This window comes from Streptomyces sp. NPDC030799, assembly GCF_055572255.1.
Map to the genome: position 1 here is coordinate 483,123 of NZ_JBVIDS010000002.1, position 20,604 is coordinate 503,726.

Annotated in this window: 17 protein-coding genes; 12 read left to right on the forward strand and 5 right to left on the reverse strand. The window is 70.1% G+C overall.

Annotated elements, in window-relative coordinates:
* Nucleotides 1-46: 46 nt before the first annotated feature.
* On the forward strand, nucleotides 47-1,969 hold the full coding sequence (locus ACZ41I_RS06095; RefSeq protein WP_468317836.1) for a CASTOR/POLLUX-related putative ion channel: 1,923 nt from the start codon (nucleotides 47-49) through the stop codon (nucleotides 1,967-1,969).
* Here the strand turns inward: ACZ41I_RS06095 and ACZ41I_RS06100 are convergent.
* Genes ACZ41I_RS06100 through ACZ41I_RS06110 form a run of 3 tightly spaced genes read right to left on the reverse strand, consistent with a single transcriptional unit; the run spans nucleotide 1,961 to nucleotide 5,869 of the window.
* The gene (locus ACZ41I_RS06100; protein ID WP_399762826.1) at nucleotides 1,961-2,530 is read right to left on the reverse strand and encodes a flavin reductase family protein; all 570 of its coding nucleotides are present in this window, start codon (nucleotides 2,528-2,530) and stop codon (nucleotides 1,961-1,963) included. The two genes, ACZ41I_RS06095 and ACZ41I_RS06100, sit on opposite strands and share 9 nt — an antisense overlap.
* Nucleotides 2,527-4,644 (reverse strand): tetratricopeptide repeat protein, encoded by a 2,118-nt coding sequence (locus ACZ41I_RS06105; RefSeq protein ID WP_468513286.1) that lies wholly within the window; start codon nucleotides 4,642-4,644, stop codon nucleotides 2,527-2,529. The genes ACZ41I_RS06100 and ACZ41I_RS06105 overlap by 4 nt, the downstream gene beginning before the upstream one ends.
* Nucleotides 4,631-5,869 (reverse strand): hypothetical protein, encoded by a 1,239-nt coding sequence (locus tag ACZ41I_RS06110; RefSeq protein WP_468317843.1) that lies wholly within the window; start codon nucleotides 5,867-5,869, stop codon nucleotides 4,631-4,633. Before ACZ41I_RS06110 ends, ACZ41I_RS06105 begins: the two co-directional genes overlap by 14 nt.
* Nucleotides 5,870-6,566: 697 nt before the next feature.
* Between ACZ41I_RS06110 and ACZ41I_RS06115 the strand changes: the two genes are divergently transcribed.
* The 3 genes from ACZ41I_RS06115 to ACZ41I_RS06125 all read left to right on the forward strand — a co-directional run bounded on the left by ACZ41I_RS06115 (nucleotide 6,567) and on the right by ACZ41I_RS06125 (nucleotide 10,599).
* Nucleotides 6,567-6,926: a transposase gene (locus tag ACZ41I_RS06115; protein WP_363219111.1), complete on the forward strand. Its 360-nt coding sequence runs from the start codon at nucleotides 6,567-6,569 to the stop codon at nucleotides 6,924-6,926.
* A gap of 255 nt (nucleotides 6,927-7,181) precedes the next feature.
* Nucleotides 7,182-8,021 carry an intradiol ring-cleavage dioxygenase gene (locus tag ACZ41I_RS06120; RefSeq protein ID WP_468513287.1) on the forward strand — a complete coding sequence of 280 codons (840 nt, stop codon included), beginning with the start codon at nucleotides 7,182-7,184 and terminating at the stop codon, nucleotides 8,019-8,021.
* Between the two features lie 118 nt (nucleotides 8,022-8,139).
* A complete protein-coding gene (locus tag ACZ41I_RS06125) occupies nucleotides 8,140-10,599 on the forward strand; it encodes an ATP-binding protein (RefSeq protein ID WP_468513288.1) in 2,460 nt (819 codons plus the stop codon).
* Between the two features lie 105 nt (nucleotides 10,600-10,704).
* On the opposite strand, the gene ACZ41I_RS06130 is transcribed toward ACZ41I_RS06125, so the two are convergent.
* On the reverse strand, nucleotides 10,705-11,001 hold the full coding sequence (locus ACZ41I_RS06130) for an ArsR/SmtB family transcription factor (protein ID WP_399762818.1): 297 nt from the start codon (nucleotides 10,999-11,001) through the stop codon (nucleotides 10,705-10,707).
* An 83-nt stretch (nucleotides 11,002-11,084) separates the two neighbouring features.
* Between ACZ41I_RS06130 and ACZ41I_RS06135 the strand changes: the two genes are divergently transcribed.
* Nucleotides 11,085-11,462, forward strand: a complete 378-nt coding sequence (locus tag ACZ41I_RS06135) for a VOC family protein (protein WP_468513289.1) — start codon at nucleotides 11,085-11,087, stop codon at nucleotides 11,460-11,462.
* Between the two features lie 97 nt (nucleotides 11,463-11,559).
* Here the strand turns inward: ACZ41I_RS06135 and ACZ41I_RS06140 are convergent, their stop codons facing one another.
* Nucleotides 11,560-11,808: a hypothetical protein gene (locus tag ACZ41I_RS06140; RefSeq protein ID WP_399762815.1), complete on the reverse strand. Its 249-nt coding sequence runs from the start codon at nucleotides 11,806-11,808 to the stop codon at nucleotides 11,560-11,562.
* A gap of 223 nt (nucleotides 11,809-12,031) precedes the next feature.
* Here ACZ41I_RS06140 and ACZ41I_RS06145 point away from each other — a divergent pair, with 223 nt between their 5' ends.
* The 7 genes from ACZ41I_RS06145 (at nucleotide 12,032) to ACZ41I_RS06175 (ending at nucleotide 20,586) form a co-directional block, all read left to right on the forward strand.
* Nucleotides 12,032-12,439 carry a hypothetical protein gene (locus ACZ41I_RS06145; RefSeq protein ID WP_468513290.1) on the forward strand — a complete coding sequence of 136 codons (408 nt, stop codon included), beginning with the start codon at nucleotides 12,032-12,034 and terminating at the stop codon, nucleotides 12,437-12,439.
* Nucleotides 12,436-14,346 carry a GMC family oxidoreductase gene (locus ACZ41I_RS06150; RefSeq protein WP_468513291.1) on the forward strand — a complete coding sequence of 637 codons (1,911 nt, stop codon included), beginning with the start codon at nucleotides 12,436-12,438 and terminating at the stop codon, nucleotides 14,344-14,346. Before ACZ41I_RS06145 ends, ACZ41I_RS06150 begins: the two co-directional genes overlap by 4 nt.
* Nucleotides 14,347-14,406: 60 nt before the next feature.
* Nucleotides 14,407-16,260 (forward strand): peroxidase family protein, encoded by a 1,854-nt coding sequence (locus tag ACZ41I_RS06155; protein ID WP_468513292.1) that lies wholly within the window; start codon nucleotides 14,407-14,409, stop codon nucleotides 16,258-16,260.
* Between the two features lies 1 nt (nucleotide 16,261).
* Nucleotides 16,262-18,310: a trypsin-like serine peptidase gene (locus tag ACZ41I_RS06160; protein WP_468513293.1), complete on the forward strand. Its 2,049-nt coding sequence runs from the start codon at nucleotides 16,262-16,264 to the stop codon at nucleotides 18,308-18,310.
* Between the two features lie 250 nt (nucleotides 18,311-18,560).
* Nucleotides 18,561-19,235, forward strand: coding sequence for a hypothetical protein (locus ACZ41I_RS06165; protein ID WP_468513294.1), 675 nt, complete (start codon nucleotides 18,561-18,563; stop codon nucleotides 19,233-19,235).
* A 97-nt stretch (nucleotides 19,236-19,332) separates the two neighbouring features.
* Nucleotides 19,333-19,449, forward strand: a complete 117-nt coding sequence (locus ACZ41I_RS06170) for a tryptorubin family RiPP precursor (RefSeq protein ID WP_468513295.1) — start codon at nucleotides 19,333-19,335, stop codon at nucleotides 19,447-19,449.
* A gap of 99 nt (nucleotides 19,450-19,548) precedes the next feature.
* Entirely contained in the window at nucleotides 19,549-20,586 is a 1,038-nt protein-coding gene (locus tag ACZ41I_RS06175) for a cytochrome P450 (RefSeq protein WP_468513296.1), read from the forward strand.
* Nucleotides 20,587-20,604: the final 18 nt, after the last annotated feature.

The following is a 20,604-nucleotide window of genomic DNA, read 5'->3' on the forward strand; positions in this document are numbered from 1 at the left end:
CATCCCCCACACTGCCACAGGCGCATCCGGCGAAGGAGGGGGAAGGGTGGCGCAGTGGCGCACTTCGTTCGGTGACAGAGCCCGTTACTGGTTCGACAGCACGCTGGCCCGCGGTGCCTCCGCTCTCGTCGGCTGGATGGCGCTGGTGTGTCTGGCCATCGTCGTCCCGGCCAGTGCGGTACTGGTCTGGACCGACCCCGGCGCGCCAACCTCCCCGACGGGCCGGCTGGCGCAGGTGTGGCACCTCACCGGGGAGACACTGCGGCTGGGCGGTGCGACGGGTACGCCGCTGCGCGTGACGATGTCGGTGCTGCTCGCACTGGTCGCTCTGCTGTATGTCTCGACGGTCGTCGGCCTGATCACGACGGCGCTCACGGAGCGGCTCACCGCGTTGCGACGGGGCCGTTCCACCGTGCTGGAGAAGGGGCACGCCGTGGTCCTCGGGTGGTCGGAGCAGGTCTTCACGGTGGTGAGCGAGCTGGTGGCCGCCAACGCCAACCAGCGGCGCGGTGCGGTGGTCGTGCTGGCCGACCGGGACAAGACCGCCATGGAGGAGGCCCTGAGCACGAAGGTGGGTCCCGTCGGCCGTACGCGGCTGATCTGCCGCAGCGGTCCCACGACCGACCCCGCCGTGCTCACCCTGGCCGGTCCCGCCACGGCCGGTGTCGTGCTGGTCCTGCCCCACGACGAGCCCGACGCCGACGCCGAGGTGGTCAAGACGCTGCTGGCGCTGAGGGCGGCCCTGGCCACGGAGGGAGCCGGCCCGCCCGTCGTCGCCGCCGTCCGGGACGACCGCTACCGCCTGGCCGCCCGTCTCGCCGCGGGACCGGACGGCGTCGTCCTGGAGAGCGACACCGTCACCGCCCGGATGATCGTCCAGGCCGCCCGCCGCCCCGGGCTCTCGCTCGTCCACCGGGAGCTGCTCGACTTCGCCGGCGACGAGTTCTACCTGGTCAACGCGTCGGCCCTGGCCGGTCGCCCGTTCGGCGACGCTCTGCTGTGCTGCCCGACGTCCAGTGTCGTCGGCATCGTGCGAGGAGACACCCCCCTGCTCAACCCGCCACCGCAGACGGCCATGGCTCCGGACGACCTGCTCATCGTCGTCTCCCGTGACGACGACACGGCCTGCCTGCACGACTGCGCGGAGTTGGTCGAGACGGCGGCGATGGCGACCGGCCCTTCCACACCCGCGCGACCGGAGCGGGTACTCCTGCTGGGCTGGAACCGCCGAGCGCCGCTCGTCGTGGAGCAGCTGCGCCGCCGCGCCCGGCCCGGATCGGCCGTCGACGTGGTGGCGAACGCTGGTGAAGCGACAAAGCGGCAGGTCAGCGAGGCGGACGCGCACGGTGGCAGCGACCTGACGTTGACCTTGCACCATGGGGACATCGCCCGGCCCGAGACCCTGCGACGGCTGGACGTTCACTCCTATGACAGCGTCATCGTGCTCGGTCAGGACCCCGCTCCCGGACAACCGCCGGACGACCCCGACAACCGTACGCTCGTCACCCTCCTGCTGCTGCGTCAACTGGAGGAAGCCACCGGACGCGAGCTGCCGGTCGTCACCGAACTGATCGACGACCGCAACCGGGCACTGGCCCCCATCGGCCCCGGAGCCGACGTGATCATCAGCGGCAAGCTCATCGGCCTGCTCATGGCGCAGATCTCGCAGAACCGGCACCTGGCGGCGGTGTTCGAGGAACTGTTCTCCGCCGACGGCGCCGCTGTTCACCTGCGGCCTGCCACCGACTACGTGCTGCCGGGGCGTGAGACCTCGTTCGCCACAGTCGTGGCCGCGGCACGTCACCGCGGCGAATGTGCCATCGGTTACCGAAGCCACGACGACACGTCGACGAGTCCGGGCTACGGCGTGCGGATCAACCCGCCCAAAGCCGAGCGACGCCACTGGACGGTCGAGGACGAGGTGGTCGTCGTCGGCCATGACTGTTCAGGCCAAGACTGTTCAGCATGACCGTGCGAGCTTCCCCGGCGGGCCCTCGTGATAGGCGCCGTCCGCGAAGAGGAGGACGCGGTGCGCCGCATGTGTGTGGTGCTGCACGGCGCCCAGGACGACCATGTGGTCACCGGCCGGAAGCAGACGGACGCGGCGGCAGCACAGCGTCGCCGCCGCCCCCGGTATCAGTGGCTCGCCGTGCGGTCCGGGCTCCGTGGCGAGTCCCTGGAACCGCCGGCCCGGACCGGCGAAACGGGATGCCAGTTCCCGCTGGTCGGCCGCGAGCACATGGACGGCGAAGAACTCGGCATCCGTGAACGCGGGCCGGCTGCGGGAGGACAACGCGAGACACCACAGGACCAGGGGCGGATCGAGCGACACGGAGGTGAAGGAGTTGACCGTCACACCGACCGGGGCACGCCGCGGGCCCACGCAGGTGATCACGGTGACTCCGGTCGCATAGCGGCCGAGGACATCGCGCAGCGCACGCGAGCCCGGGCCGGCCGGCGCGGCACTCCGCAGCTCAGCCGGCCCTGCCGTGTCCTCGGCGGTCACCGCGGCGTCGGGAGACACCTTCACGCGGCGTCCGGCCGTCCACGCAACGCGGACAGCGCCTCGGCGATCTCCGCGTCCTCCGGGTCGAGCACGGCGGCCAGCTCCAAGTCCTCCAGAGCCTCCTGCCGCCGGCCGCTCTCCTGGTAGAGGAAGGCGCGGTTGTAGCGCAACGCGGCGTCCTTGGGATCGAGTTCCACCGCCCGGCACAGGTCGTCCAGGGCGTCCTGCAGGCGCCCGGCCTCGTAGCGCACCCCCGCGCGTCCGGACAGAGCGCTCACCAGGGTCGCATCGGCATCCACCGCGCGGTCGTAGGCGGCTTCCGCCTCGGCGAGTTCACCACCCTCCGCAAGCGCCTGTCCGACTGCCGTGTGCAGATGGGCGTTGGCGGGATCGAGCCGCAGCCCGGCCCGGGCGTCCTCCAGCGCGGCGGCCAGGTCACCGGCTCCGAGGTGGATACCCGCGCGGTTGACGTACGCGTCCACGAACTCGGGATCCTGCTCGATCACATAGCTGAAGTCGGCGAGCGCGCCGGCCACATCGCCCCTGCTCAACCGCAGGTCGCCGCGGTTGTAGTAGATCTCAGGGAAGGGCGGCGACAGGCTCAGTGCGCGCGAGTAGTCGGCGAGGGCCTCGTCACCGCGGCCGAGCCTGCGCAGCAGGTTGCCGCGTTCGAGATAGTGCTCGGCGTGGTTGGGGTCCTGGTCGATGACGACGGCGTAGTCGGCGAGTGCCTCGTCCAGCCGCCCCAGGCCCGCGTACACCCGGGCTCGGTTGTTCTTGAGCACCGAGCGGTGCAGACGGTGTTCGTCCGGGGTCAGCTGCCGGTCCAGGTCGTCGATGCACTCGGTGACCAGGCGCAGCGCCTCCTCGGGGTCGCCGAGGTTGACCTCCACCAGGGCACGCCCGTTCTTGTAGAAGGCGCTCTGGAAGGCCTGCTCCACTCTGTCGTGCAGCAACGAGGCCGTGGCGATCGCGCCGTTGAGGAGCGACTTGGCCTTCTTCTCGTCCCGGTCGGCGGGGTCGTTGTGCCGTGTGTACAGCATGGCGGTGGAGTAGGCGCACGCCATGTGCACCGCCGGGTCGGTCGACAGCAGACGCGCCTCGTCGTAGACGGCCTCGGCCTCTTTCGTCCGGCCGAGCATGGACAGGGCGAGCCCGAGCTGTACGCCGAACTTCCACCACTGCGCGGTGTTCTCCCGTCCGTCGACGAGGTGCTGGCCGCGCCGGCCGTAGTCGACGACGGCGGTGTAGAAGCCGTTGACGAGGCAGTGGTCCGACGCCGCCCACAGGACGGGCACGGCCTCGCGCACCGGGTCGCTGCCGCGTTCGAGGTGGTACGGCAGTGCGCCGAGGGTGAGCGAGAGCTCCTCGGTCCGGCGCAGGTGCGCGGCCCGGCGGTCGTGGAGGGCGGCGCGCTCGGCGGCGGGCAGTGCCTCGTAGGCGGTGCGGGCGGCCGTGCCGTCGGGGCCGTCGAGCAGCCCGTCGGAGGCGACCCAGCGCCATGCGGGTTCGTCCGTGCTGCTGGCCGGGGCGGCTACGGTCGGGGTCACGGGCACGGCAGTGGTGTGCCGGTTCAGCGCGGGGGCCAGGACGCCGTCGGGGTCCGGGGAGTGCGCGCCGCACAGGACGACGGTCAGGGTGCCGGGACCGACGCGGCGCAGCAACGCGGCGAGGAACTCCTCGTCCGTGGTCTCGGCGTGCTCGGCGTTCTCCACCACCAGGCGCCGTGGTCCGTCGTGGCCGAGCACGGGCAGTGCGTCGCGGACGAATTCCACCAGCCCGTTGGCGATCCGCCGGGTGCGCAGCCTGGCGTAGAAGCGGGTACGTTCGGCGGGCAGCGCCATGGAGGTCAGCGTCTCCCGCGAGTTGGGCACGATGGCCGCCAACTCGGGTGCCGCCGACAGCAGTTCGATGTCATGCCGGCGCACGAGTTCGGGATCGGCGGCGAGCACGCCGGGGACCAGGGCCCGGGCGATGGTGCCGACCGCTGTGTAGGGGCCGCGCAGCCGGCGGTGGGCGTCGACCGGGGGCAGGAGCAGGGGCGGCAGCGGGAGTCCGTCGAGGGCTGTGGCCCGGTCCTGCCGTGTTCCGCCCTGAACCCTCAGATGGGCGGGTGGCGCGGAGTCAGCCTGCTGCATGTGCGGTCTCCTTTGCGGGGGTGGCGGAGGTGCGGGTGCGGCGCCGCCATGCGCGCAGCGCCAGGTAGGCGGCGAAGACCGGCTCCCAGAAGTTGATGACGAGGAACGTCAGCACGTCAGCCGCGTTGGCCGGCGAGAGATCGCTGCCGAGCTTGTGCACGGCGACCTCGGTGAGGCGGATTCCGGTGGGGATCGCGGCGGTGAGCAGTGTGACGGTGAGGAAGACGTACCCGGCCACCATCAGCCACGCGTACCAGCGGGCGATCTGCCGGTCGCGTTCGCCCCACCTGCTCTCGTCGGCCATGCGCCCGGGTTTGTTCAGCAGCCGCATGAGGCGGTTGCGCAGCATCTGGCGGGCGGTGGTCTGCAGGTCGTTGCAGCCGAGCACGGTGATGGCCAGGTAGTACAGGTCGGTGCGCAGGAAGAAGTAGAACTGCCACACCAGCCGGAGTACGACCGCGAAGGCCATCGACAGCAGCAGCCGCCGGACATCGGCCGTGACGCCGTCGGCGCCCTGCAGGGCCGCGGCCACCAGGGTCAGGCCGCTGACGACCAGGACATCGGTGATCATGCCGGCGAGCATCGGCAGGTACCGCTTGCGACGGGGTACGGCGACCAGGCCGTCCAGGGCGGTCACGAAGACCACGTAGTAGAACCGCCGGCTGATCGACAGCGTGGAGTTCAGGCCCAGGCGCCGCCCCGCGAGAGCGTGGGCGGCCTCGTGCAGCAGAATCCACGGCACCTGGCCGAGGACGATGCCGAGGGTGAGCAGCACCAGAGACCGTCGGGTGAAGAACAAGTTCTGGTAGTGCGGTGCCAAGTGGGGCTGTCTGATCATGGCCACGAGTGCGGCGAGCACGATCAGGCCGTAAATCCCCCAGGCGATGGGGGAGAAGACGGCGCGGCCCAGCCGTTGCCAGCGCACCGGGCCCGTGGGCGCGGCCACTTTCTCTCCGGCCTTGACGACGAGTTCGAGCTCTTCGAGGACGTCGAGGAACTCCGCCATGTCCACCTGTTCGCCGTATTGCTCCGTGTACCACCGTGCCGCGGCGTTCGGCGGTGTACCGGCCTCCAGACGGCGCAGCAGCGCGGCACCGTCGGGTGGAAAGAGGCCGTAGGACTCGATGTCGGCGCGGCCGACGGTGACTTCGTCGCCCTCCTCGAGATAGGTGAGCGGATGCAGCCGTACGGGTTCGTCGAGATTCCTGGACGGCGGTGTCGTCACTGCCTCACCTCACTGTCTGGCGACCGGTGTGCGGTGCGCGCCGGGCGACATGGCCCGGCGCGCACCTGCCTGGGATCAGGCGGTGCCGCAGCAGTACGCGGACGCGGCGGCGGACGTCAGGCGGACGGTCCCGGCCTTGCGCACGGCGATCTTCTTCATGGGGATCTCCTTCTCTGCGAAGTGGTGCACAGCGCCGCCGGGGATCCGGACGGCGTACCCGATGTCTCGGGCGCTCTTGGGAGTGGGCCGAGAAGGAACACCACGACCATGAATAACGCGTGAGTTCCGCGCAGTAATTCGCTCGCGCAATGGAAGAATAGCCTGGACGATGAACCGGAAAGACGCCTGCGTTTTCCTTGTAATGCTTCGCCGAACGACCTTGTTCACCACATCGGGATTCGCATCTCCGTCCGACGCTCGACAGATTTACATCCTGCGGGACAGGCATGTCAACGGCTTGGACGGGGCGCTGTGACCGTCATCGAAGAGGTCTCCTCCTCACTCATCAAGGGGAATCAAACGTTCAGTTATGAATGTCGGCGGCGGTGGACAAGTGCCCGCGGGAAGGCCATAGTCGGCGCGTCGAACGCAGTTGCGGTCACGGGCCACGCGAATCCTTGTCTCACGTGGCCCCGGCGATATTGCTTTAGGCAGGGCGCGCGGAATGGGGAAAGCCGGGCGCGGAATGGGGGGTCACATGAAATACGAGCTGGCCCGACGGCTGGTGCCGGACGGGATGTGGAACCTGGTCGAACCGATGCTGCCGAGCTTCACGGGGCGCAGGCAGGGCGGCGGCACCGCGCCGCTGAACGAGAGGCAGACCTTCACCGCTGTGGTCTACGTCCTCACCTCGGGGTGTACATGGCGGCAGTTACCGCCGTGGTTAGGGGTCTCACCCGCCACTGCGCACCGCCGCTTCATCACCTGGACTCGCGCGTCCCTCTGGGGCCGTCTGGAAGAAGCCGCCGCCGGACACGCCGACGAGCTGTGGATCAACGACGTCGTCGCCGCGGCCGGCAGGAGAGCGGCAGCGCGCACCTCTTCGGGCCCCTGCTGATGTCCACCACGTGAGATGCCCGTTATGTCGGTTATGCCGTTATCCGGAGTGTTGTGCCCGAGCGCTCACCTCGGCGCACATCCGCTCCTCCCGGACGGCAGGACAACGCCCGCTCCGTCACCGAACGTGGTGACGGAGCGGGCAGTGAGGCTCTGTCGGTGATGTCGTGCACGCCGATCACTTGTTTCGTAACGCGGTCGCTTCGTGGGTCGTCCGAGCGATCCCCTGGGCCGTCGCGGGCGTCATGCTCACACCATGACTGACATCCCCCACCACAACACCGCGCAGCCACAGCGTGGCTCCGGGCCGTCCGACGGTCCCTCAGGTGCCACCCGCAGGTCCGTCATAGCCACCCTGGGCGGCGCCACCCTCGGCGTCGCCGCACTGGGTCTCGCCGCCACACAGGCGACCGCCGCCACCGAACCCCGGCCCGCCACCGAACCCCGGCCCGCCACCGCACCCCGGTCCGCCGCCCGCCCGGCCGCCGCCTGCGTCCTCACCCCCGAGCAGACAGAGGGGCCGTACTACCTGGACCTGGAGACGGTCCGCAAGAACATCACCGAGGGCAAGGCCGGCGTTCCGCTGACCCTGCGCGTGACGGTGGTCGACGCAGCGACCTGCGCCCCGCTGCCCCAGACGGCGGTCGACATCTGGCACTGCGACGCGCTCGGGGTCTACTCCGGTTACGTCGCCGGAGGTTCCACCCCGGACACCACCTTCCTGCGCGGCGTGCAGCTGACCGACTCCACCGGTGTCGCGGAGTTCACCACCATCTACCCCGGGTGGTACGTCGGCCGGGCCCTGCACATCCACGTCAAGACGCATGGCGGAGGCACCGTCTCCGGCGGCACCTATCACGGCGGTCACGTGTCCCACACGGGCCAGCTCTACTTTCCGGAGGCGTACAACACCAAGGTCGCCGCCCTGTCCCCGTACCGGAACAACACGGCCACCCGCACCCTCAACGCGCGTGACGGCATCTACCGCAACGGCGGCTCCTCGACCCTGCTGACCCTCACCCAGGCAGGCAGCGACCTCGGCAAGGGCGTGACCGGGACCGTCGTACTCGGCATCGACCCCGCCGCCACCCCCTGACGCACCCGGACCCTGCGGTGGCCGGCCCTGCCCCGGTGTCGGCCACCGCATTCCTCCGCGGGCACACATGGCTGAAGGCGATGGTTTCGTCCCGGGGCGGTGCGGCCAGGAATCGGGGATGAGCCGGAGTCGAACATGCGATGTCTGCGGCACAGCGCTGGTCGTGAGGCGGCACGGGGGCCGGCCGGCTCGGTACTGTTCCAACGCCTGCCGGCAGCGGGCGCTGCGGCGAAGGGCGGCTTCGAATGTCACGGCCGCGGTCCCGACGGCCGCTGCGAGCGTCCTGCCGTCGGCGCTCGACTCCTTCGTCGGCCGGCAGCATGAGCTCTCCTGCCTGCGCACACTTCTGCGGAGCTCGCGCCTCCTCACGCTGACCGGTGCGGGCGGGGTGGGCAAGACCCGGCTGGTGCTGGAGTTCGCCAAGGGGCTACCGAAGCGCTTCACGCGAGTCGACCTGGTGGAACTCGCCCCCCTCCAGGACAGCGCGCTGCTGACGCAGACCCTGGCCGCCGCACTGGGAGTGGGTGAACGGGCGGGCCGGACCGGTACCGACGTTCTGGTCCGGGCGATCGGCGGCGCCTCCCGGGTGCTGATTCTGGACAACTGCGAGCATCTGGCCGAGCCGTGCGCCCGACTGGCGGCGGCCCTGCTGGGCCGCTGTCCCGGTCTGCGGATCCTGGCCACCAGCCGGGAGGCCCTGAGGGTGCCCGGAGAGACGGTGTTCCGGGTCGGTGAGCTGTCCCTGCCGCCCGCCGACGCCGGAGACGATGTGACGGCCCTCCTGCAGTCCGATGCCGTACGCCTCTTCGTCGACCGCGCCGCGAGCAACTCACCCGGGTTCACACTCCATCGAGGCAACGGCCACCTGGTGGCCGAGATCTGCCGGCGCCTGGACGGCCTGACGCTCGCCGTCGAACTGGCGGCCCGCCACGTCGGTGCGTTCTCGCCGAGCGACATCCTGGCAGGGCTGGACGACCAGTTCTCCCAGCTGGACCTGCTGTCCGGGGGAAGCAGAACCGGACCTCCACGCCACAGCGGGCTCGCCGCAGCGGTCGACTGGAGCCACAGGCTGCTGGATCCGGCCGAGCAGGCGGTCTTCCGGCGTCTTTCGGTCCTCGTCGGCGGATTCGACGTGGCCGCCGCGCAATCGGTCTGCGCCGGTGACGGCATAGGCCGGCGGCAGGTCTTCCGCATCCTGTGCGCCCTGGAGGCGAAGTCACTCGTCGCACGTCTGCCGGGAGAGACCGCGCCCACACGCTTCAGGCAGTTGAGTGTGATCCGGGTGTGCGCCCTGGACCGTCTGCGCGCGTCCGGCGAGCTGCACGCCACCCGGCGCCGGGCGCTCGCATGGCTGACCGAGCTGGCCGACCGGGGTGGCGGGGACGTGTTCGCCGACCAGGCCGGCAGCCCGCTGGCGGCGGAACGGGACAATCTCGCCTCGGTATTGGCCCGCAGCACCGGCCACGGCGATGCCGTACGGGCGCGGCTGACACTGGAATTGGCGCGGGTGCACTATCAGCAGGAGCAGCCGTCGGCCGCCCGTGCGTTGCTCACCGGACTGCTGCGGGACCCCGGCGACCTGGCGCTGAGCGGGCAGGTGGCGGCGCTCGCCGCACGCGTGGCCTGCCAGCAGGCCGATCCGGACGAGGCACTGCGCCTGGGTGAGCAGGCGGTGCAGAGCGAACGGCTGCGCCGTGACGCCGCCGGACTGGCCAACGCCCTGGACGCCCGGGCGGCGGCACGGCTGTGCCGTGGTGAGTTCGCCGAGGCCGTCGCGGATCTACGGGAGTGCCTGGAGGTCGTCGCTTCCCCTGGCACGCCGCAGGACACCGCCTGGTGCACCCATCACCTGGCCTGGGCGTTGCTCCAGGCCGGCGGGGAGCTGGAGGCCGACGAGCTGATGTCACGGTGTCTGCCCGTTCTGCGGGAGCAGGCGCCGTGGCCCCGGACCGCGGCCGCGCTGCACACCGCGGGGGCCGTACGGCTGGCCCTGGGGCAACTGCGCAGCGCCGAGGCCTTGTTCACCGAGGTGCTGCGGATCGTTCCGGGGGCCAGTTTCCACGCCCTCTACCCCGTGGAGGGCCTGGCCCTGGTGGCCGCGGAGAACGGCGACATGCAGCGTGCGCTGCGGCTGTACGAGGCGAGCGTGCAGGCGCGGCGCCGCCTGGACACCGAGCCCGAGGCCCCCTGGCGGCACCGGATGGAACAAGCGGCGGCGCGTGCCCGGAAACGGCTGTCGGCAGCGGCGCGGGAGGCTGCCGTCACAGGTGCCCGGGGGCTGCGCGGCGAGCGGCTGGTCGCGTACGCCCTCGGGGCAGGGAGCGGCGACCACCGAACGGGGTGTGATGTCCGGGCCGACGACGGACTGTTCCGGCTCACCGCAAGGGAGTTCGCGGTGGCCGGACTCGTCGCCGAAGGGCTGACCAACCGGCAGATCGCGGAGCGGCTCAGCCTTTCGATCCATACGGTCGCCACGCACCTGGACAGGATCCGCGACAAGCTGGGCCTGCGCTCCCGCACACAGATCGCCCTGTGGGCAGCCGCACGGACCTCGGACGGACACCCAGCCCGGCGGTGAGCGCCTGGGCCGGCCTCCCCGGGCGCGAGCGGCACCGCATCGCGAGCGACGACCCGAACGGCGCATGCCGGCTCACCCTCCTGACCGGGCCCGCCGCGGTGGTGCTCACTTCCTGCCTTGGGCCAACACGGCGGCGAGGAGTCCCGGGAAGCGGGCATCGAGATCGGCGCGGCGCAGAGTCATCAGACGGGCCTTTCCGACCCGCCGGGTCTCGGTGATGCCGGCTTCGCGCAGAATCCGCCAGTGATTGGACAGCGTCGACCTCGGCACGTCCACGCCGGCCGGGCTGCACGCACTCTCGCCCTCATCGGCCATCCGGCGGACCAGTGCCAGCCGAACCGGATCGCCCAGCGCATGCAGCACCACAGCCAGCTCGGCATCGGCGTCGTCGGGCTGTCCCACCGGCCCTCCTCGTCTTCGTCCGTGTGACACCCGTAGTATGCAGATCACTTCCTCGTTTCGGGAAAGTCGAAATGATCTAGGAGATGACCGTGACGGTGCTCGCCACCCTTGCCCGCGTCTACGTCGACGACCTGGACGTGTCCCTGCCGACCTTCGTAGAGCTCACCGGAGAGCAGCCACGCCTGCGGTTCGCCTACCGCGAGCTGGAGCTCGCGAGCATCGGCGGCTATCTGCTCCTCGCCGGTTCACAGGAAGCCCTCGCTCCCTACCGGGGCACGCACGCCACCACGATCGTCGAGTCCATCGACCGGATCCTGCACATCACCGAGCAGCACGGCGGAAAGGTCCTCGACGGTCCCAACGAGGTACCCACCGGCCGAAACCTGACCGTGCAGCACCCCGGAGGCGCGACCATCGAGTACGTGCAATTCCACGCAGCCGCACGATCGGCCTTCGCATGAGCCGGCCCGGTCGCCGCAGCCGGGGGCCTCGCCGGTCCGGCGGACGGGTCACCATCCGTATGCCGCGCTTGCGCCGCTGCAGCCTCGCCCGTGGGCGTCACCGCCCGCGGGGGCGCCGCTGAGCGGTCCGGCCTGCCCGCGCACGGCCGGCGCGGCTCAGCGGGAACAGCCGGTCGCCGTCCGCCTCCGCGGCGTGCACCGGCTGCCGGTCCTCTTCGGCGGTGCGCCCACCAGGGCCGCCCACCACCTCCTCGGCGTCGGCCAACTCGCCGTTGACCGCGCGGAGTTCCAGGGCCTGCTTCCGGGACTCACCAGGCCGGCCCCGGTTATTTGCCCGTTCGACCATTGCGAATTCAACCCTTCATCGCGCCTGGAGATGTGGGGTGAGCGACCCTGAGAATTCCAGTGAGGACAACACCCCGCCTCGGACCCGTCCCCTCAAGATGCCGTGGAGCAGTCGGTCCCCTAGCGTGGTGAACAACAGTGCGTCCAGGGTGTTCCTCTCCCTTTCCCGGGGTTCGGCGGACCGTCCCGTCCTCGCGAGAATCACCACACTCCCAGGAGGCATCATGGCCACGGCCTCCAGCCGCCCCGTCTCGGTATACCTCCTCGCCGGAATCAGACTTCTCAACGGAGCCACCGGTCTGCTGGCACCGGAGTTGCTCATCCGGCGGTTCGATCCCGACCGCGATCCGCCGAGCCCGGCAGCCGTCTACGCCTTTCGCCTCTTCGGCATCCGCACGGTCCTGCTGGGCCTCGATCTGCTCACCCACAGCGGCGAACGGCTGCGGGACGATCTGCGCGAGGCCATTCTGATCCACGGCAGTGACACCGCGACGGCGGCCACGGTCGGCCTGCACGGACATGCCCCACCGCGCACCGCGGTCCTGACCACCCTCATCTCGGCCGTGAACACCGCCCTGTCCATCAGCGCCACATGCTCGCTCGCCAACTCCGTGAAGGACAAACCGACGTGACGGCCGCATCCGGGGCCGCTCCCCCCACCGAGACGGGCTTCGACTACGTCGTCGTCGGCGCCGGCGCGGGCGGTGGCCCGCTGGCGGCCAATCTCGCCGCCGCGGGCATGCGCACCCTGCTGCTGGACGCGGGCGGTGCCGAGGACAACGACAGCTACCTGGTGCCCGCCTTCCACGCCGACGCCTCCGAGGACCCCGTGCAGTGCTGGAACTACTTCGTACGGCACTACGCCGACGAGCAGCAGCAACGGCGCGACGGCAAGTTCGTACCGGGCAAGGGCGTCCTGTACCCGCGCGCCGGGACGATCGGCGGGTGCACCGCACACCATGCTCTGATCACGGTCTATCCGTACAACCGCGACTGGGACGCCATCGCGGTGGAGACCGGTGACGCCACCTGGCACAGCACGGCCATGCGCCGGTACTTCGAGCGGCTGGAGCGCTGCACCTACCTGCCGAGACCCAAGAGTCCGCCCGGCAACCCGCTCCTGGCGGCGGTGCTCCGGTACCTGCCCGTCGTGGCCGCCCGGTACCGCAACGACGCCCGTCACGGGTTCGACGGCTGGCTGCCCACCGCGCTGGCCGATCCCCGACTCGCCGTACAGGACCCGCAGTTGCTGAAGGTCATCCTTTCCGCCGCAGAGGACACGCTCGCCGGCTTCCTGGACCGGCCGCTGTCTCCTCTGGAGGGGTTCGGCTCCTTCGTCGACCCCAACGACTGGCGGGTGCAGACCGAGGCGCTGCAAGGACTGTGGCAGATCCCCATCTCCACAGCCGGCGGCCGGCGCAGCGCCGTACGCGAACGCGTCCGGGCCGTACAGCGCGGTCATCCGGACCATCTCGTGGTCCGTACCCACGCGCTGGCCACCCGGATCGTACTGGACGAGGCACATGCGGCGACCGGTGTCGACTACCTGGACGAGGCGCACGCCTACCGGGCCGATCCCGGCTCTCGGCCGGACTCCGGGCCGGCGGTGCTGCGCCGGGTCCTCGCCTCCCGCGAGGTGATCCTGGCCGCCGGCGCCTTCAACACGCCCCAGCTGCTGATGCTTTCGGGAATCGGACCACCTGAGGAGCTGGGGCGCCACGGCATCCCCGTGCGCGTCGGACTGCACGGGGTGGGCGCACATCTCCAGGACCGGTACGAAGTCGGCGTGGTCAGCCAGATGCACCGCGAGTTCCCGGTCGTCAAGGAGTGCGACTTCCACGCTCCGAAGCCGGGGACCGAACCGGACCGCTGCTACCGGGCGTGGCAGGAGGGCAAGGGCCTCTACACCACGAACGGCGCCGTCCTCGGTATCACCCGCAAGTCCCGCCCGGACCTGGACGCTCCCGACCTGTTCATCTTCGGCGGCCCCTTCGACTTCCGCGGATACCGCCCCGGCTACTCCCTCGACCTGACACACCACAAGGACCGCTTCACCTGGGCCATCCTCAAGAGCCGCACCCACAACACGGGGGGCCGGGTGCGGCTGCGCTCGGCGGACCCGCGTGACACCCCACTGGTCGACTTCCACTACTTCACCGAGGGCACGGACAAAGAGGGCCTGGACCTCGAAGCGATGGTCGACGCCGTGGAGTTCGTACGCGGGATGAACCGCAAGGCCGACGCCGCCGTCCTCCGGGAGCTGTGGCCGGGCGAGGAGGCCGACGACCGTGACGCCCTCCGCCGTTTCGTCCAGGACGAGGCCTGGGGCCACCATGCGTCGTGCACCTGCCGGATGGGCCGCGCCGACGATCCCTCGGCGGTGGTCGACAGCGCGTTCCGCGTCCTTGGGGTGGACCGTCTGCGGATCGTCGACGCCTCGGTCTTCCCCCGCATCCCCGGCTTCTTCGTCGCCGCCCCCATCTACATGATCAGCGAGAAGGCGAGCGACGTGATCCTCGCGGATGCCGCCCGCGCCTGACCCGCACGACCCCGCCGTCCCCGAACGAAATCGACCAGGAGCCACCCAAGGAGTACCGCGATGAGCACGCACCGACGCGCCCCAGGGCGCTTCCCGGCCGGATACCGCAGCTCACTTCCCTGGCGGATCATCACCAGTGCCGCTCAGTACATCGATCACCGCATCGGCTGGGACAAACTGCCCGTGCCGGCAGGCCTGCTGACGCTTTTCGGACTGCGTGTCAGGCTCCGGCAGAAGAACTTGTACGACACCAACGGGCTGCCCTCGATCAACCAGCCCGAGCCCGCGCCGCCGTCCGCGAGCCACCTGGTCAACCGGACCGCCGACGGCAGCCACAACGACCTCGGCGAGCCACGCATGGGCATGGCCGGCACCCGCTTCGGCCGCAACATTCCGCTGGAGGCCATTGCCCCGACCGCGCCCGAGAACGTACTGTCCGCGCCCAGCCCGCGCGAGGTCAGCCGCGCCCTGCTCACTCGCGACGCACTCATCCCGGCCGAAACGGTCAACTCCCTGGTCGCCGCCTGGCTCCAGTTCATGATCCGCGACTGGTTCAGCCACGGCACGAGCCCCACCGACCGGCCCTGGGAGGTTCCTCTGGTGGACGACGACCCCTGGCCGGAACACCCCATGAAGATCATGCGGACCCCGGACGACCCCACCCGCGACCCTCAGGCACCGCGGGGCACCCCCGACACCCGCGTCAATGTGTCCTCCCACTGGTGGGACGCGTCCCAGATCTACGGAAAGAACGAGGCCGAACAGCAGCGGTTGCGCACCGGAGAGCTGGGCAAGCTGCATCTGTGGGACGACGAGCAGGTCCCCGTCCCGGCCGATCCCTCGCAGGATCCCACCCGCGTTCCCGGCTTCTGGCTGGGCCTCGCCATGATGCAGGACCTGTTCACCCGGGAGCACAACGCGATCTGCGACCACCTGCACGGCGCCTACCCGTCCTGGAGCGACGAGGAACTGTTCCAGCGTGGCCGGCTCATCACCTCCGCGCTCCTCGCGAAGATCCACACCGTGGAGTGGACACCGGCCGTGATCAGCCATCCCACGACCGTCAAGGCGCTGCGCGCCAACTGGTGGGGCATCGCGGGCGAGCGTGTCCACAATCTGTTCGGGCGCATCAGCGGCAGCGAGGTCATCAGCGGCATCCCCGGCGGCGAGACGGACCACTACGGCGTCCCGTACGCGCTCACCGAGGAATTCGTGGCGGTGTACCGCATGCACCCTCTGATCCGCGACGAATGGCATCTGCGTACCGTTGCCGACGACACGACCCTGCGCCACTGCACCCTGCGCGACATCTCCGGCCCGGGAGCGCTGAAGTTCCTGGAGACCACGGAGATGGCCGACCTGCTCTACAGCTTCGGCACGCTGCATCCCGGACTGGTCACCCTGCACAACTTCCCCAAGTTCCTCCAGGAGTTCGAGCGGCCGGACGGGCTTCTGCAGGACCTCGCCGCCACCGACATCCTGCGCTCCCGGGAACTGGGGGTTCCCCGCTACAACGAGTTCCGGCGGCTGCTGCGGCTCAAGCCCGCGGAGAGCTTCACCGAGCTGGCGCACGATCCGGCATGGGCCGAGCAGATCGAGCGGCTCTACGGCGGCGACATCGAGAAGGTCGACCTGACCGTCGGCCTGTACGCGGAGAAGCTGCCGGCCGGATTCGCCTTCAGCGACACGGCGTTCCGCATCTTCATCCTCATGGCCTCGCGCCGGCTCAACAGCGACCGGTTCTTCACCACCCACTACACCCCGGAGGTCTACTCCAAGGCCGGCCTGGCCTGGATCGAGGACAACAGCATGGTCACCGTCCTGCTGCGCCACCACCCCGAGCTGCGTACGGCCCTGTCCGGGCTGACCAACGCCTTCGTGCCGTGGCACAGCAGCGCGCCGAAGGACAGCTGAGATGCGTGCGACGGAGCGGACGGATCAGGAGCGCGCACGCCAAGTCGCCGCGGCCGCCGACCGGTACCGCGCGACCAGCGACGAGCGCAGTGCCGTGGAGCGGCAGATGGATGCCGGTGTACCGTTCCCCGACTCGCAGCAGGCGCTCGCCGCGCGCGCCACGCGTCTGCTGGACCGGCACGCGGTGCCCGCCGCCATGGCCGTGGAGGCCGTACGCAAGGAACCGCTGACCACGCCCGAAACCTACGAGCGCATCCTCGGGGTGTCCACGGAACTGCAGGCGTGGAGCTTCCTGCCGCGTGGTGCCCGGGCGGCGCGGACCGTCGCCCGGATATCGGTGCGGGAAAGCGGCCGGGAACTCCCGCTGGGCACCGGCTTCCTGGTGTCACCGAGCCTGCTGATGACCAATCATCATGTGCTCACTGATGCCGAGATGGCCCGGCAGTGCCTCGTCGAGTTCGACGCCCAGGTCACCGTCGACAACACCCCGCAGCCGTCGACGCGGCTGGAACTGGACCCGGACGCGTTTTTCGTGACCGACGAGCGCCTGGACTTCACCCTGGTGCAGGTCGCCCCGGCCCCGGACGGGCGGCCGCCGGGCGAGACGTTCGGCTGGAACCGACTCAGCGCCCAACCGGGCAAGCTGGTCGTCGGCGAACCGGTGAACGTGATCGGCCACCCGATGGGGCGCCTGAAGGAGATCGCCGTCCGCGACAACATGCTCCAGGTGCGGCTCGACGACTTCCTCCACTACAAGACGGACACCGAGCCCGGCAATTCCGGCTCCCCGGTCTTCAACGATCAGTGGGAGGTCGTCGCCCTCCACCACAGCGGGGTGCCGAAGACGGACGACCAGGGACGCGTCCTGCGCAAGGACGGGAAGGTATGGCAGCCAGGTGACGGCGACGACGCAGTCGACTGGGTCGCCAACGAGGGTGTGCGTGTCAGCTCCATCCTGCGCCACCTCGCACAGCTGCCGCCCGACGCCCGGTCCGGCCCGCTGGCGGACATGGGCGTCGAGTCGGGTCTGAGTCCGGGGCCGACGGAGTCCGCCGCGCCGGTTCGGACGCCCGCGGGCGCCGTACCGTCACCGGCCGTCGTACCGTCACCGGCCGCCGCGACGGCGGGCACGCACACGGGCCTGCGGGCCCGCGAGGGCGCGTTCGGCGGCGAGCGCCATCTGGTCTTCCTGCACGGGCGCTCTCAGCAGGGAAAGGACCCGGAAGGCCTGCGCCACGAGTGGACGACCGGCCTCAACCAGGGGCTCGTCCGCGCCGGACTCCCGCCGGTCGACCCCGCCGACGCCTGGTTCCCCTACTACGGCGATCGACTGGTGCAGGCGCTCCCGGCGCGGGAGGCTCTGCCACGTGCGACCGAGACCACCAGTCTCTCCCCGGCGGAGGCGGTGGTTCCCGCATCGCCCACGGCCCGAGCGGTGTACGAGGAGATGATCGGTGAGGCCGCCGTCAGATGGAACATCCCGCCGGAGAGGCAGCCGGACGTCGAACGGATTCCCCTGGGCGGCATCGTGGGGGACCTTCACCGGCAGCTGAGCTGGCTGGCCGCGAGGAGCGACCTCGACGCGTGGACCATCGCCCTCGTCCTCCATGACGTGGCCGCGTATCTCGACGACGAGCGGGTCAGGAACGCGGTCCTGGACTGTGTCCTGGACACTTTCCCGGAGGACGGGGAGGTCGTACTCGTCAGCCACAGCCTCGGCACGGTGGTCGGCATGGACCTCACCACACGGCTCTCGCCCGCGCCGCGTACGGTCCACCTCACCACGGTGGGCAGCCCGCTGGGGCTGGACAGCGTGTACAAGAGGCTGCTGATCGGTGGGCCGAAGCGCCCCGACGCGGTGACGGACTGGCTGAACGCGTGGTATCCGTCCGATGCGGTGACCATCGGGTGCCCGCTGGCCGACGCCTGGGCGGGCTCGGTGACCGACGACGCCGTCATCAACGCCCGCGACCGGGCCCACAGCATCGTGGAGTATCTCTCCCACCCCGAGGTCGCCGGGGAGATCGGCGCCCACCTCAAGCTCCGCTGATCACGTTCCCTGCCGACCAGCCCGGCGGCTGCCCTTCACGGGCAGCCGCCTTCTCGCGTGCGATGGGGGAGCGGGACATGTCGGCACACGGGGCGCACAAGGCCGCCCGCGACTGGGATTTCACCAACTCTTGGTGTACACAAGTCAGTTGTTGCGTGCTCCAGAGCGCAACAGGCGGTGATCCCGGTGACGTCTCAGTCGGTCTTCCCGTGATCGCCGACCCCCCTCATGCACAGCGAAAGGCACATGTATGACGAACAACCGCAGGATGCGCTACGGCGGACGAACCCTGGCGCTCTCAGCGGCTGCCCTGGGCATGGTCGCGGCGGTGGCCGTTCCGGCCTCGGCCGATGACCAGCCCACCCGGGCGCAGCTCATGGCCGACTGCGACTCGGGCGAAGGGAAGTGCACCTTCAACGACCCCCAGTTGGGCCAGGCGTACCTCGGAGACTTCCACCGGGTCTCCGACTCGCTCTACAACTGCAGCACCTCGCCCGCCACCCAGTCGATGACCTGGTCCGACACGGTAGGGTCCACGGACTCGGCGGGCGTGTCCGTGACCGCCGGCGGCAAGATAGCCGGAATCATCGACCTCAGCGTGACAGCGACCTACAGCCACACCTGGTCGAGCACCCACTCGGAGACCAGCTCCGTCAACATGACGGTGAAGCCCGGTGAAGTCGGCTGGCTCTCCCGCGCGCAGGTGATGCAGACCGTCTCCGGCACATGGCAGACCCATTACGACGACCGGAAATGGGGTCACTACTTCTGGTTCGTCCCCGACGTCATCACGGGACCTGCCCCGAACGGGACGGACGGCCGGAGCAACGCGGTGGTGGTCAAGTCCAGGAAGATGACCGCTGCGGAAAAGCACTCCTGCTCCAGCCGCTCCGGTAGGGCCAAGACGTTCGTCGCCCGAGGCTGATCCACCGATCGCACCTGGCTGACCAGGGCGTTGATCATTTGTTGATGGCAGTGGGGGAGCATCCGGAAGTCGGCGCGCACGGTCTTCACAAGGGAGCGTGCGTGATGTCCCCACCCTGAAAGGGGGTGCAGTGATGAAGCTCCTCTTCGCCATTCGCAACAAGGTGTCGGCCCAGAAGAGCCTGAAGGCCAGCGCCTGGTACTTCTGGTACTAAGCCGATTCGTACCCACAGGTACCTGTAGAAATCGGTGAGGTCGTCCCCGTCGCACGGCGGGGACGACGCCGTCGGCCCTCGGCGTTCCCGGAGACCCCCATGCGTAGCACGGTGTTCCATCCACGACTTGCCGCCCTGTTCCGGGATCACCTCGGGCAGGATGTCTTCCGGCTCGAACCCGACACCGTCGGAGTCGCCGGGCATGAGGTCGCCGACAGGATCCTCGCAGCCCGCCGGGCCACCGAGACCGAACGGCCCACCTTCAAGCCGCTCCACGGGCGCTCGATTTCGCGCAATGAGGCGTCCTCGGTGATGCGGACCATCGGCGGTGATGTGCGCGAGGCGCTCAAGAGGCCCCGGCCCGAGGGCGTCGATCTGTCGGGGGTCTGGCCCCTCAGGGGGCATCTGTTCCTGCGGGACCTCATCCTCGGCCAGGACCCCCGTCGCTTGCGGATTCTGATGAGCCGCAACCTCGAACTGACCCCCAAGCTCACGTGGGCGGTGATAGCAGCGGGTGCCGCGCTCCCGGGGCGGGTGGGGCGGCGTGGCGGTCACGTGACGGGTATCGCGGGGCTGACGGCGGCCGCCACCGGCTATCACGGACGCCGGTACGCCATGGGGATGTACCGGCGCGCGGCGGCCCCCGTGTGCTTCACGGTGTCCACCCTGGTCGCGAACGCGCTGTGGCTCGGCTCGCCGTTCGACTCCGGCACGCCGAACCGGCACATCCTCTACGAGGCCATGCGGCTGCTGCCGCCGTCGTGGAACATTCTGCGCAATGCCTGTGCCGAATACCCTGCCGTCGACCGGCGCATCGGCGCGGGCGACGACGTCCTGGTCCTTCCTCTTCTCTCCCATCGTGATCCGAAGGTGTGGGAGGACCCGCACGAGTTCCGGCCGGAGCGCTGGGACACCCTCGACCCCGACACCGCCCCCGGCTACCTTCCCTTCGGTCACTCCTCCGAACGCTGCTGGGGCAGGCACATGGTGATGCCGCTCGCCGAACTGCTCCTGGACCTGATACGCGGCGCCGGTCTGGCAGTCAGTCCCGACCAGTCCACCGCGAAGGTTCCCCTTGTCGGCCTGCTCGGCGTGGAGGACGTGCACGTGACCAAGGTGCGCGACGCTGCCGTCTGAGCCGACCGGTGCAGCAGT